We start from the raw sequence: 13,108 nt of genomic DNA, 5'->3' as shown, positions 1-13,108 counted from the left end.
CCCGTCCATAACAGCGGGCATGGAAATGCCCATACGTTCGGGGCGTCCTTTTTCGCAGGCGCTTCACGCGCCTCCCACGCGGAGGATCCCCATGCGTATCCGTATGTGTCTCGCGGCGCTCTCACTGGCCGGCGGGGCCGGTCTCGCCACCCTCTCGGCTCCCCCGGCCCTGGCCGCGGCCTGTTCCGACATCGAGGTCGTATCGGCTCGCGGCACCTTCGAGCCGGGCACGCTCGGCTTCGTCGTCGGCGACCCGGTGTATTCCGCGCTTCAGAAGAAAGCGGCGGGAAAAAACCTCTCCAGCTACAAGGTGAACTACCCGGCCGACCTCTCCCCCACGTCCGCGGCACAGGGAAACCTGGATCTGGTGAACCACGTGAAGAGCCAGGCCGCCACGTGTCCGGGCCAGAAGTTCGTTCTCGTGGGCTATTCGCAGGGTGCGAACGTCGTCGACAACTCGATCGGCATCAGCAGCGCCGGCGCGGTGGTCGGCAGTCCCATCGTGGCCACGCTGCCCGCGGCGGTGGAGCCGAGGGTCGCCGCGGTGCTGCTGTTCGGCAACCCGATCCGGGCGCTCGGCAAGAGCGTCACCGGCACGTACCAGAGCCGCACGCTGGACCTGTGTGCCCAGGGCGATCCCGTCTGCGAGAACGGCGGTGGTGACGTCGGGGCGCACCTGAGCTACCGGGACGACGCCGAACAGGCGGCCGCGTTCGCCGCGGGCAGGCTCTGAACCGGCGTCACACGAGGGGGCCCGGGAGGAGTTCCTCCTGGGCCCCGGGCGTGCGTACGGCGCCCCAGCAGGGACGCGTCTCCGTCGGAGCGGTGATGTGCCGGCGCTCCCCACCGCGTGATCGAGCAGCGCAACCGGCCCCTCCGGGCACAGCGCGCCTCGGGATCTTCGCCCACTTCCTGCGGGAGCCACCGGCCATCGGCCACACTCGTCACGCGACGTGCACGCGTCGCCACCGACTGGCATCTTCTCGGGGGATCTGTGATGACGTTCGGGCCTGGATCGCGGGAGTTGCTGTCACGCGTGGAGGAGCGGGCGCGTCTACGGCGGCTCGTCGCCGATGCCAGACAGGGGCGAAGCGGCGTTCTCGTGCTGCGGGGCGAGCCGGGGATCGGCAAGAGCGCCCTGCTGGAGGAGGCGGTGGCGCAGGCTGCGGGGATGACCGTGCTGCGGGCCACGGCCATCGAGATGGAAGCGGAACTGGCCTTCGCGGGGCTCGGTGAGCTGGTGCGTCCCGTGGTGCACCTCATCGACCGGCTGCCGTCGGCGCAGGCGAGCGCCCTGCGCACCGCCCTGTCGCTGGAGGAAGGGCACACTCCGGACACGGTGACCCTGGGAGCCGCCACACTGACGCTGCTCACGGATGCTGCGGCCACCTCTCCCGTCCTGGTCGCCCTGGACGACGCCCACTGGATGGACGAGGCCAGCGCACGGCCCCTGCTGTTCGCCCTTCGGCGCTTACAGGCCGAGGCGGTGGCGGTGCTGGTCACGGCACGCGACGGCGAGGAGTGCCGGTTCAGCGAGGCCGGCCTGCCGACCGTGGTGCTCACCGGACTCGAACCGGCCGCAGCCGCCGCGCTGGTGCGAAGGGTGGCTGACATCCCCGCCGACAGCGAACCGTTCAAACGCCTCTACCGGGAGACCGCCGGCAACCCGCTGGCCCTGCTGGAGGCAGCGCCCGCGCTGGGCCATGCCGAAGGGGCCGTGCAAGCCCCCCACGGTCCCCTGCCGGTGGGCCCGCGGCTGACCGCCGCCTATTCCGCCCGGTTGGCCGGCCTTCCGGAGGCCGGTCGCCGCGCGGTGACGGTCGCGGCAGCGGGATACACGGAGGAGGCAGCGGTCCTGGAGGCAGCGCTTCGTCAACTTGCCCTGGACACACGGGTCCTGGAGGCGCTTGAGACAGCGCACCTCATCGACCGGTCCGGCGGCAGGGTGAGGTTCGTACATCCGCTGCTGCGCGCCGCCGCGTACCACACGGCGGGCGCCGAGCAACGACGAGAGGCCCACCGTGCCCTGGCCGGGGCACTCGCCGACCGAACCGGTCCGGTGGACCGTGACCAACACTGCTGGCACCTCGCCGCTGCGGCGGCCGGCCCGGATCGGGCCGCAGCATCGGCGCTCGCCGACACCGCGGCCAGGGCCCGCGACCGGGGTGCTCTGCCCGCCGCGGTGCGTGCCTTCGAACGAGCCGCCGATCTTTCGGCCGCCCCGGTCGACCGGGGCCGCTACCTGCTGGCTGCCGCCGAGGTCGCGCAGCTCGCCGGCCGAGAGGACCAGGCACTGGCTTTGGCCGAGGCGGCGACGAACGCCACCGACGATGCCGCGGTGTGCGCCGGGGCGACCGGGATGCGCAGTCAGATCCTGCTCCTGCGCCGGCCACCGCGCCGTGTCCACGACCAGTTGGTGGACATGGCCGTAGGACTTGAGGCGGCGCAGGCGGTGCCTTTGCTGGTCGCCGCCGCGGGCGCGGCATGCATGGGTGGCGCGATCGCCCAGGCGCGCGCGACCGCCGATCGAGCCGCCGCGACGGCCTGCGACGGTGACGCCTCGGCCTTCGATCGCCCTGCGGCCCTGATGCGGGCCCATACGATGATGCTGGCCGGCGAACGCACCGACGCCGCCGCCGTGTTGGATGCCTGCGACACGTTCCTCACCACCACCGACCCGCTCTCCATCGGCGTCGAGGCGACGAGCTTCTCCACGATGGATCTCATGTGGCTCGAACGGTTTCCCGCCGCGCGGACCCTACTGGAACGAGCCATTCGCAGTGCGCGCAGGATCGGCGCCTGCGAGCGGCTCGTTCCGTACCTGACCGTCCTGGCCGAGACCCAGCTGCGCACCGGGTGCTGGGACGACGCCTACGCCCTGGCGGGCGAAGGTGCTGCCCTCGCCGCGGAGATCGGCCAGCCGGTCCTTCAGGCCTACGCCGTCTCCACGTTGGCCCGGATCGAGGCTGCCCAGGGACGCGCCGAGAAGTGCGCCGAGCACGCCCGCCAGTTTCGCGCACTCGTCGAGGGCCGGGGCGCGGAACTGGTCAGCCCGTACTTGGAGGCCGCACTCGGTCTCCTCGACCTGGGCACCGGCAAGGACTCCGACGCCGCGGCCCGTCTCCGTGACCTGCAGCAGCAGGTGACCGCTGCAGGGCTGAGGGAACCGGTCGTGCTGCAGCATCAGCCCGACCTGGTCGAAGCGTGCCTGGCCGCAGACGACTTCTCCGGGGCGCGGGCCGCGCTGGACGAACTCATGGGCCAGGTCCAGCAGGCGCCTTCCGTGTGGGGACGTGCGGTGAGCGCGCGGTGCCGAGGGCTCGTCCACGCCGACGAGGACGCTTTCGAGGAGGCCCTGCGTCACCACGGGCAACTGCCCGATCCCTACGCCAAGGCCCGCACCGAACTCGCCTACGGCCGCTTCCTGCGGAGGAGGAGGAAGCGCGGTGACGCCCGCCGTCCGCTCGTCGCGGCCCGCCAGGTGTTCGAGCGGCTTCGCGCGGATCCGTGGACGGCGCTCGCCGAGAGGGAACTCCGGGCGGCCGGGTTCGACACACCCACCCGCCGCGGCCATGAGCCCGTCGCGCTGACAGAACGAGAGACGCAGATCGCGGTTCTTGTCACCAAGGGCCACACCAATCGCGAAGTGGCCGCGACGCTCTTCCTGTCGGACAAGACGGTCGAGTACCACCTCAGCCACATCTACGCCAAGCTCTCCATCCGCTCACGAGTCGAACTCGCCGGTCGCCTGGCCGTCGGCTCGCACGTTCCCGCATGACTGGGTGTACGACCGCGCAGGCCCGCGCACTCGCGCGTCCTCATATGAAGCACGCTCAAGGCTAGGGAGATCCCTGGTGTGTCCCCAGGGTGTCACTCCGTAGCGTGCACAGCGCTACGTGCTCCTCGGCCGCGTGATCGTGATGGACGAGCCATGCCATACGGACCCATGCGGACCCATGCGGAAATTCGTGCTCTTAACAATCTTGTGGTGCGGCGACGACTTTCCCTCGAGCGCGTCGAGAAGGCGGGGGCGGCCCCCGCCGGACGCGAGGAAAGGCAGGACTGCGATGACAACCGACGACCGTGACCTGGTTGCCAGGTATCGCGCCGGGGAGTACGAGGCCGGCCGACAGTTGCTGGACCGCCATTGGCACACCCTCGTCAAGGCGGCGATGCCCAAGCTGGGCAACAACTGGCACGACGCCGAGGAGGCCGTCGTCGACGCCTTCGCCGCGCTGGCGAAGGACACCAAGCCGATCAGGAACGCGGAAGCCTGGCTGAGGACGGTGGTCGGCCGCAAGGCGGTGGACCTGGTGCGAAGGAGGCCACCGACGCCGGCCGGCGAGCCCGAGGAATCACTGCCTGCCAGGGATCCGGGAGTGGAACGGATCACCGAACAGCGGGCCTTCGTCGCCCTTCTGCAAGCTCTGGACCACGAGGAACGGCGCATCATGGCGGCGGCCGTCGACGACGCCACCACGGACAAGCCGGCGCTCGAGCAAGCGCGGGCGCTGAATCTGCAACTGCACGCGGGCTATTACCCGGGAACTCGTCGCGCCCGGCAGCAGGCGGCCGACGCGCGGCTTCTGCTGCACATGCTGCAGTCGGCCGAGCCCTGCCCGGGACTGCTTCTCGCATGCGGAACGACGCCCGGCCAGGAGGGCCCCGGGCTGACCCCACGGGGTCGCAAGGAAGGACTGGAGCACGTCGAGGAGTGCGACGCCTGCCAAGCCGTGCGGGACAGGGTGAAGCACCGCGCATGGGTGCCGGGGGTGGTGGCCGCCCCGTCGCCGGAACTGTACGACCGGATCCGCGAAGTCTGCGACGCGACGAGCCTGAAGTCCACAGGGACGAGCACGGCACGGCAGGAAGCGAACACCGGTGCCGAGCGCGGCTCCAAGAGTGCCGGAAGGCGCGTTGGCGCCAGGGGCGCCCTCGCAGGTGCCGCCACCGGGAGCGCGCGTCGGCGGCCGCGCCGACGGGCCGGCAAGGCCCTGACGGCGAGCCTTGCCGCACTCCTCGCCGCCATCGTCTTCGCGAACGAGGGCAGGGGGAGCATCTCGCTGCCCGACATCAGCAGCGTTCCGGGGCTTGAGGAGATCACCGCCCAGGGAGGTACGTCAGGGGAATCGTCCTCCGGGAACTCCACAGGTGGGAACGGAGGCGCCGGAGGCGGGGGCAGCGAGAACCGACGCTCCGACAACGGCGGTAAGGAGAACGTCGGTAGGGAGAAGGGGGACAGCGAGAACGGGGGCAGCCAGAACGGCGGCTCCGAGAACGGCGGTTCCGAAAACGGCGGCAGCGAGAACGGCGGGTCGGGAAACGGCGGCTCCAAGAAGGGCGGTTCGGAAGACGGCGGCTCAGAGGACGGTGGCTCCGAGAACGGCGGCAGCGAGAACGGCGGTTCCGAGAACGGCGGTTCCGAAAACGGCGGTACGGGCAACGGCGGAATCGAGGACACCACCGGTCCCACCGTCAGCCTGGCCGGGATCAGCACGGACGCGCTCGGCCAGGAGGTCCTGGACAACCACGGCTCGCTGATGCAGACCTGCGGCCCGAGCGGAACACCCACCACCTACAGCGTGCGCGTGGCGGCATCCGATCCCTCGGGGATCTTCCGGCTGACTCTTTACATCCAGCACCCCACCGACGGGACGTACACGTCCAGCTCGGGCGTCGCTGACGGCGATGCCGTCCGTTTCGACATCCCCGCCTACCGGACGGGTCCAAAGCCCCTGGAGACGGTGCAGTTGCGGCTCTACGCCCTGGCCAAGGACATGAACGGCAACCGCACGGAGGCCGATCTCGGGACGCTGCCGCTGTACGAGTGCGGCGAGCCCGGCTGACCGGGCGACCCGGGCGCCGAGCCGTCCCAGTCACCCGTCCACGTCCTCACCCCCGGAGCAGCACATGACGTACGTGTCCTCACCCGGGCCTGCCGGCCCGCCCAAACCCCCGCCCGGAGCATCCGGCCCGCGCGAGAGCGGACCCTGCGCGGCCGGCCCGTTCCTGCCCCTGCACACTGCCCTGGTCCTGCTGACGGCGATCGTCATCGGTCTGATCGTCGCCGTCCTCACCTTCCTCAGCGGCACACCGGCCGCCGGAGCGGCCCTCGCGGGCCTGCTCAGCACCGGAAGCGGTATCCCCGTGCTGCGCAGGCTCATCGGCTGACGGGCCGACCGTCACCCGGGCGGGCCGTCCCTCCGGAACGGCCCGCCCGTCGGTGGCGCCGGTGGCAGAGACCGCCGGCGCTTCGCACAGCGACACACGCCCGCTGCCGCGCCGGTCGGCCACGCTCCGGCCGCGCGGCGCCATTGGAACGGAGAAGACGCATGCGCCGTAGAAGCACCCTCCTGCTCCTCGTTCTCCTGATCTCGCTCATCCCCGGGCCCACAGCGTACGCATGGGGCCGGGAGCGAGCCGTCCCGCCGTCCGGAGCCGTCGAGTCGAGCGGGATCGTCTCGCTGTCCCGCGGTCCGGGCCTGCTCGACCTGTTCTGGATCCGGTCGGACGGGGCCGTCGCCACCGCCTACTGGAGCGACGGCCGTCAGCTATGGGATCCGCAGCTGGTCGCACCCCCGGGCTCGGCCTCGGTGGGCTCGCTCAGCGGCGGGCTCGCCGCCGTGGCACGCAACCCGAACCACTTGGACGTCTTCTGGGTCCGGCCCGACGGCGGGGTCTCCAGCAGCTGGTGGGACGCCGCCTCCCGGCGCTGGGCCACACCCTTCCCCATCGCTGCCGCCCGCAGCGCCCTGCCGGGCACCCTGGCCGCCGTGTCACGCAACCCGGACCAGCTCGACGTGTTCTGGATCGGGCCGGACCGGGCCATCGGCACAACCGCCTGGAACCCCTCGCACGGCTGGCTGCGCCCATGGCCGATCACGGCACCGGCGGCCGTACGCCACCCGGCGGGCGCTCTGTCGGTCGTCTCCCGCGTACGCGACCAGCTCGACCTGTTCTGGGTCCGGCCAGACGGCGGGGTCTCCACCGCGTGGTGGAACGCCCGGGCCAACTGGCCCTCCCGGTCCATCGCGCCATCCGGGCACGTCCTCGTCGGGGACCGGACCGCACCGCAGCGCGCGGCGCTCACCGTCGTGTCGCGCAGCGCCGATCAGCTCGACGTGTTCTGGATCGGCCCCGACCGAGCGATCGGCACCACGGCATGGAACCCGCGGCTCGACTGGCCCGCGCCCTGGCCGATCACCGCGCCGGGCGCGGCACGGCCCGGTGCGCTCGCGGCTGTGGCGCGCACCCGCACGCGGTTGGAGGTGGCCTGGATCTCTCCCGGCGACCGACTGCACACCTTGTCCCTCGACGACGAGGTCCCCGGGGGCTGGTCGGGCTCGCCCGCCACGGCGGCCGGCAGCGCCCTGCCTGGAGCCGTGAGCTTGATCTCCCGCCGTCCCGGTCACCTCGACGCCTTCTGGGTCCGCCCCGACCGCCGGATCGGCACCGACACCTGGGACACCGAACACCTTCGGGTGCACGTCCTGCTGGTGGACCGCCCGGAGAGCGACGCCGCCGCGTTCCGTACCAAACTCGCCGACGTGACCGCGTTGTTCGGCAAGGTCGAGGTGATCGTCGACACCGTCTCGGTCGAGCATCGCGCCATACTCGGCGCCGAGAGCGTCGACGTGGGCGCCTGCGATGCGGACCATCCGCTGACCTCCGACCAGACCGAACTGTTCGGCCATCGCCCGGACGGCGTGCCCGACACGGATGTGGTCGTCTATGTCGTGGGGTCCCTGCTGCCCGTCACGCGCACCGGTCCGATCCTCGGGTGCGCGAGGCATCGGCCCGGCAAACCCGAAGTGATCGTCGACACGGACATTTCCTGGGGTGGCCTGGCACACGAGATCGGCCATCTCCTCCTGGGCCCCGGCCACGAGAACAACCCGGACAACCTCATGTACGGATCGGAGGAACTGCGCAAGGTGCCGCCGGACATCCTGTCCCGGCAGAGGACCAAGATGTACGCCGGCAGCCTCACCCATCCCTGATCCCCCGCGATGACCGTGCGCGCCGGATGAGCCGACGGGTCGGACAGGCGCCGGGCACGCACTGCGGCTACGACCGGGTTGACGCGACGCTGACCGAAGAGACGGAACCTAGCTCGGTGACCGCGCGAAGCCGGCGAGGCTGGTGGACACGGGCTCCGGTCGGCCGTTGTTCTGCACGGGCGCCGCGGTCAGGACGTCGAGGTGCTGGTAGCCGTCGGCGACCACGGGGTGCAGGTCGGCCGGGACCCGGCCGGCCAGCAGGCCCTCACCCGCGAGCACGGTCAGCACCGGGTTCGCCTTGAGTCCGCCGGGGTGGACGACGAGCTTCTTGACCTGCGGCGAGGTGGCCAGCCGGATGTCCGTGACCAGCTTGGTCGGGAAGTACTGCTCGGTGAAGTCCAGCGGCTGCTCGGCCAGGCTGCGGGCCAGTTGCCGCACATCGGTGACCTCCTCGCCGGGCCCGGTGAACGGGGTGCCGTCGGCGGACCGGTGGCCGGGGTCGTCCGCGGCGCCGACGCGATCGTAGTTGCGCCAGGTGTAGAGCGGGCCCCGCGGCCGGTCCGGGATGGCCTTGTACGCCGTTCCGTGGAGCCCGGGTGCGCCGTCATCGCCGTTGGCGACGGGGAAGCTCTTGTCGGCGATCGGTCCGCCGTCGAAGAAGCCCACACTGGTCTGCAGGAACGCCAGCGGTACGGAGTTGTCGTCCAGCAGCGCCCCGAGCACGGCCCCGTTGGTGAGCCGGAAGTCCTTCACGGCGGGTGTGCCGGTGAGGAACGCGGCGGTGTCCTTGGCGAACAGGAAACGGTTGGTGGTCTCGATGTTGAGGTTGGAGGGCAGGTAGCGGGGCAGGTCCGCCTCGCCGTCCAGGTCGTCCAGGGCGCCGAGACCGGCGATGCCGAGCAGGGTCATCGTCTCGGGGTTGAGCAGCACCGGCGCGGACAGGGTGCGGGGCAGTACCCCGCTGTCCAGTCCGGCCTGCACGACGTCGTGACCGAGGCCGGTGTCAGGCAGGTTGGTGTCACCGGGAATGCTGCCGCCGAGGTCGGCCAGTGAGGTGGAGACGGTGGTGTCGAGGGCGAAGTAGCCGGCGCACTGGTTGTACCCGGCGTCCGCGGTGGTGGCGCGGTTGCCGTCGAAGTCGGCGACGGCGAAGTACCCGGTGATCACGCCGCCCAGCGAGTGCCCGCCGCACAGCACTTTGCGCTTGCGCTGCGTCTGGGCGGGCAACTCGGCGGTGAGCAGGTCGTACTGGTCGCGTACGGTCTGCTCGATGCCGAGCTTCGCCATCCAGCCCAGCTGGGCGTTGCCCGCGAAGCCGGCGAAGGTCCGGCCGCCGACCTGCTTGCCGCGGTAGTAGTAGTCGACGGCGGTGTGCTGGTCGCCGGAGGCGATGCCGGTGCGGTCCTCCAGGCAGTTGGAGCGCCGGTCCAGGGCCCAGAACTCGATGTGCAGGCCTTGCCGGGTGGCTTTCGTGACGGTGTTGCGGGCGACGCTGTCGAACGCGCCCGCCCCTTCCAGGATGCCGGGTTGTGCGATGAGGATCCGGTCGGCGTCGGCCGACGCGGCGGGGCCGTCGGCGGAGCGGTAGCGCAGGTACGACAGCCAGTCGCACGCCGCAGGGCGGGGTCCTGCCGAATCCGGCAGCGGCAGCTTCACCCGCACCGTCGTCTCCGTCACTCCGGTCACCGGCGAGGTGGACTGCACCGGTGTCTCGGTGCGCGCCCCGTCCGCCCGTGCGCCCGGAGCGGCGGCCGTGAGTGTCCCGGCGGTCAGCAGCACCGCCAATGCGGCACGGCGCCACTTCCCTCTGTCTCTGCGATTCATGTCCATGCCACGGACGCTAGGGCGGTGGCCCGGCCGCCTTCAGGCAGTGCTGATGAGAACTCAGCTTCCGGATCGCGCCTTGTCACGGGCGCACAGCCGGCCCCGGGAACGGGCCAGGAACACGGTGTCGTACCGCTTCCGGGCCCCACCGAGCTGCGAACCGGCCGTTTCGGGAGCATGGTGGGGCTATGGACGGTCAACCCCCTGTGGTCGTACAGCCGCCCGCGACGGACGGCGGACGGCTGGTGACCATCCATGGCGAGCGCATGGGCGTCGCCTACAGCCTCTTCGACGTACTGGACCTGCTGCACCGCGAGGGCCTGCCCACCACCGACACGGCGGTCGACGACACCGAGCTGATCGAGTGGCAGGGCGGCGGCCCGTACGACTGGAACAGCGGATCGTCCGACGAGGCGTGAGCCCGCGTACACCCGTGGCGGCCCCGCCCCTCCTGGTCAAGAAGCAATGGCAGTCGGGATGTTGGCCACGGAACCGGCAGCGGTGTCACTTGGCCGGCTCCCCGGGCGCGGCGCGCTCGACGCGACGTGATCGGTGCCGGGCGCTACGCTGCGCGAAAACAACCCTTTTGCACCATTCTGGAGGTTCTCATGGCCTCGCGCCTCAACCCGTACCTCACCTTCAACGGTGATGCCCGGCAGGCGATGGAGTTCTACCAGGAGGTCTTCGGCGGCACTCTCGACCTCAACAGCTACGGCGAGTTCGGGCAGCCGGACGCCCCGAACGCCGACAAGATCATGCACGGCATGCTGGAGACGACCAGCGGCTTCACCCTGATGGGCGCCGACAATCCGCCGGGCGTGGAGTCCGCGCAGGGCAGCCCCTTCTCCGTGAGCCTGAGCGGCGACGACGAGGCCGAACTGCGCGGCTACTGGGAGAAGCTGTCCGAGGGCGGGTCGGTGTCGGTGCCGCTGGAGAAGCAGATGTGGGGTGACGTGTTCGGCATGTGCACCGACCGCTTCGGCGTCCCCTGGATGGTCAACATCAGCACGGAGAGCTGAGCAGCTCGGCCCGCCGGCCCGGATCCACCAGCACCTCGACGTCGGCCAGGGAGAAGTGACGACCCGGGCCGGAGTGTCAGGAGCTCGTGAGGATCACGAGCTCCTGGGTGGCCCGGGTCATCGCCACATAGTGGTCGACGGCGCCCTCGACGCCGTCGCCGAAGTTCTCCGGGTCGACGAGCACGACCAGGTCGAACTCCAGCCCCTTCGACAGCTCCGGGGTCAGCGACCGGACACGGGGCGAGACAGGCCGGAACGCGGGATCGCCGATCACACAGGCGATCCCGTCGGCATGACCGGCCAGCCAGGTGTCGAGGACCGGCATCAGCTCCGCGGCGGACCCGTGACGGACGGGGACGCCGCCGCTGCGGATCGATGTCGGCACGTTGGCGTCCGGCAGAGCGGCCCGGATGACCGGCTCGGCCTCCGTCATGATCTCGGCGGGTGTCCGGTAGTTGATGCTCAGGGACGCCATCTCGATCCGGTCCAGGCCGGCCCGCTCCAGGCGTTCCCGCCACGACTCCGTGAACCCGTGCCGGGCCTGGGCGCGGTCCCCGACGATGGTGAAGCTGCGGGACGGACAGCGCCGCAGCAGCATCCGCCATTGCGCGTCGGTCAGTTCCTGCGCCTCGTCCACCACGATGTGCACGAACGGCCCGGCGAGGCGGTCCGGATCGGCGGCGGGCAGGGCGCTGTCGTCGGCCAGGGAGTTGCGCATGTCCTGGCCGTGCAGCATGACCAGTACGCCTTCACCGTCGTCGTAGCCGTGCGCCTCCAGCAGGTTGTCGATGACGTCGGCCATACCCTCCTGCTGCGCGGCGACTGCGGCCTCCCGCCGGCGCCTGCGGCGTGCGGCCTCCGGGTCGCCGAGCCGTGCGCGGGCCGCGTCCAGCAACGGCAGGTCCGACACGGTCCAGGCGTGCGGCTGCGCGCGCTGCAGGGCACGCACCTCGTCGCGGCCGAGCCAGGGGGCGCACATCCGCAGGTAGGCGGGCACGGACCAGAGGTCCCCGACCAGGTCGGCCGCCTCCAGCAGCGGCCAGGCGCGGTGGAGGACGCCGAGCAGTTCCCGGTCCCGGGACAGGGCCCTGCGGAGCACGTCCTGGGGGACGTCGCCGTCGTGCCGGTCCACGAGGATCGTCAGCAGCGCGTCCCAGACCTGGCCGCGTGCCTCGTTGTGCGGTGTGCCGGGTTCCACCGCGTCGAAGGCCGCGGCCCAGTCGGTGGCGGTGAGGCGGATGCCGGACCAGTCAGTCGTGACGGTCATCGCCTCGGTGGGCGGCTCCTCGTAGAACCGGACGGCTGTCTCGATCGCCCGCACCATGTCCGCGGACGATTTGAGGCGGGCCACCTCCGGGTCGGCCTCGGGCGTCGCGGTGGCTCCCTCGTCGACGAGGTCCGCCAGGATGCAGGTCTGCACGCCCTCCTCGCCGAGGCCGGGCAGGACGTCCGACACGTAGGACAGGTAGGGCCGGTGGGGGCCGACGAACAGCACGCCGCCCCGGCGGTGCTGCCCGAGGCGCGGGTCGGAGTACAGCAGGTAGGCGGCGCGGTGCAGGGCGACGACGGTCTTGCCGGTGCCGGGGCCCCCGTCGACGACCAGGGCGCCGCGGGAACCGGCACGGATGACGGCGTCCTGGTCGGCCTGGATGGTGCCGAGCACATCCCGCATACGAGGCGAGCGGTGGGTGCCGAGGCCTGCGATGAAGGCGGACTGGTCGTCGAGCGCGGCGTGCCCGGCGAACGCGTCGGCGGTGAACACCTCGTCCCAGTAGTCGCCGACCCGCCCGCCGGTCCAGCGGTAGCGGCGACGGCTGGTGAGACCCATCGGGTTGCCGTGGGTGGCCCCGAAGAACGGCTCGGCGGCCGGAGAACGCCAGTCGACCAGCAGTCGGCGGCCCTCGCTGTCCGTGAGACCGATCCGTCCCACGTACACGGGCTCGGAACCGTCCGCGCCGACCATGCGCCCGAGGCACAGGTCCAGGCCGAAACGGCGCAGGGCGCGCAGGCGTGCGGTCAGCCGGTGGATCTCGGCGTCCCGGTCCATGGCCTGCCTGCCCTTGCCGCCGGGGGCCCGGCGCTCGGCCTCCAGGCGGTCGGACAGGCCGGTGATCGACTGCTCGAGGCATTCGGCGACGGCGGCGAAGTGCCGCTCGTCCGCGGCGATCGACGCCGGGTCGGCCTTGTGCGCGAGGCGGTCGGGCAGGGCGAACGCGCTCGTGGTCGCAGGGGTCACGTCATGCTCCCGTTTCCGCAGGTCATAGG

9 protein-coding genes are annotated in these 13,108 nt (G+C 71.4%); 7 read left to right on the top strand and 2 right to left on the bottom strand.

What is annotated here, in order from left to right; genetic code table 11:
- Window positions 1–91 precede the first annotated feature (91 nt).
- The 5 genes from ACIQU3_RS20230 to ACIQU3_RS20210 all read left to right on the top strand — a co-directional run bounded on the left by ACIQU3_RS20230 (window position 92) and on the right by ACIQU3_RS20210 (window position 8,000).
- Window positions 92–733, top strand: coding sequence for a cutinase family protein (locus ACIQU3_RS20230; RefSeq protein ID WP_403926838.1), 642 nt, complete (start codon window positions 92–94; stop codon window positions 731–733).
- A gap of 264 nt (window positions 734–997) precedes the next feature.
- Window positions 998–3,778: an AAA family ATPase gene (locus ACIQU3_RS20225; protein ID WP_403926835.1), complete on the top strand. Its 2,781-nt coding sequence runs from the start codon at window positions 998–1,000 to the stop codon at window positions 3,776–3,778.
- Between the two features lie 178 nt (window positions 3,779–3,956).
- On the top strand, window positions 3,957–5,846 hold the full coding sequence (locus ACIQU3_RS20220) for a sigma factor (RefSeq protein ID WP_403926832.1): 1,890 nt from the start codon (window positions 3,957–3,959) through the stop codon (window positions 5,844–5,846).
- Window positions 5,847–5,910: 64 nt separating this feature from the next.
- Complete coding sequence (locus ACIQU3_RS20215; protein ID WP_403730718.1) at window positions 5,911–6,171, top strand: hypothetical protein; 261 nt, start codon at window positions 5,911–5,913, stop codon at window positions 6,169–6,171.
- A 161-nt stretch (window positions 6,172–6,332) separates the two neighbouring features.
- Window positions 6,333–8,000: a hypothetical protein gene (locus ACIQU3_RS20210; RefSeq protein WP_403926829.1), complete on the top strand. Its 1,668-nt coding sequence runs from the start codon at window positions 6,333–6,335 to the stop codon at window positions 7,998–8,000.
- Between the two features lie 108 nt (window positions 8,001–8,108).
- Here the strand turns inward: ACIQU3_RS20210 and ACIQU3_RS20205 are convergent, their stop codons facing one another.
- Window positions 8,109–9,830 (bottom strand): hypothetical protein, encoded by a 1,722-nt coding sequence (locus ACIQU3_RS20205; protein WP_403926826.1) that lies wholly within the window; start codon window positions 9,828–9,830, stop codon window positions 8,109–8,111.
- 182 nt (window positions 9,831–10,012) lie between these two features.
- On the opposite strand from ACIQU3_RS20205, the gene ACIQU3_RS20200 reads away from it, so the two are divergent.
- Window positions 10,013–10,243: a hypothetical protein gene (locus ACIQU3_RS20200; protein WP_362245784.1), complete on the top strand. Its 231-nt coding sequence runs from the start codon at window positions 10,013–10,015 to the stop codon at window positions 10,241–10,243.
- 189 nt (window positions 10,244–10,432) lie between these two features.
- Entirely contained in the window at window positions 10,433–10,843 is a 411-nt protein-coding gene (locus ACIQU3_RS20195; RefSeq protein WP_403730707.1) for a VOC family protein, read from the top strand.
- Between the two features lie 76 nt (window positions 10,844–10,919).
- On the opposite strand, the gene helR is transcribed toward ACIQU3_RS20195, so the two are convergent.
- The gene (helR, locus tag ACIQU3_RS20190) at window positions 10,920–13,079 is read right to left on the bottom strand and encodes an RNA polymerase recycling motor ATPase HelR (protein ID WP_403926823.1); all 2,160 of its coding nucleotides are present in this window, start codon (window positions 13,077–13,079) and stop codon (window positions 10,920–10,922) included.
- Window positions 13,080–13,108 lie beyond the last annotated feature (29 nt).

Origin of the sequence: Streptomyces sp. NPDC101110 (genome assembly GCF_044759525.1) — a bacterium.
Classification (GTDB): Bacteria; Actinomycetota; Actinomycetes; order Streptomycetales; family Streptomycetaceae; genus Streptomyces.
Note: the sequence above shows the minus strand (reverse complement) of the source record. Positions and strands in the feature narration are given on the sequence as shown.

Bases quoted from the DNA above. Each gene is read 5' to 3' on its own strand.
- ACIQU3_RS20230 (WP_403926838.1), top strand. From the start codon at position 92: ATGCGTATCCGTATGTGTCTCGCGGCGCTCTCACTGGCCGGCGGGGCC.
- ACIQU3_RS20225 (WP_403926835.1), top strand. From the start codon at position 998: ATGACGTTCGGGCCTGGATCGCGGGAGTTGCTGTCACGCGTGGAGGAG.
- ACIQU3_RS20220 (WP_403926832.1), top strand. From the start codon at position 3,957: ATGCGGAAATTCGTGCTCTTAACAATCTTGTGGTGCGGCGACGACTTT.
- ACIQU3_RS20215 (WP_403730718.1), top strand. From the start codon at position 5,911: ATGACGTACGTGTCCTCACCCGGGCCTGCCGGCCCGCCCAAACCCCCG.
- ACIQU3_RS20210 (WP_403926829.1), top strand. From the start codon at position 6,333: ATGCGCCGTAGAAGCACCCTCCTGCTCCTCGTTCTCCTGATCTCGCTC.
- ACIQU3_RS20205 (WP_403926826.1), bottom strand. From the start codon at position 9,830: ATGGACATGAATCGCAGAGACAGAGGGAAGTGGCGCCGTGCCGCATTG.
- ACIQU3_RS20200 (WP_362245784.1), top strand. From the start codon at position 10,013: ATGGACGGTCAACCCCCTGTGGTCGTACAGCCGCCCGCGACGGACGGC.
- ACIQU3_RS20195 (WP_403730707.1), top strand. From the start codon at position 10,433: ATGGCCTCGCGCCTCAACCCGTACCTCACCTTCAACGGTGATGCCCGG.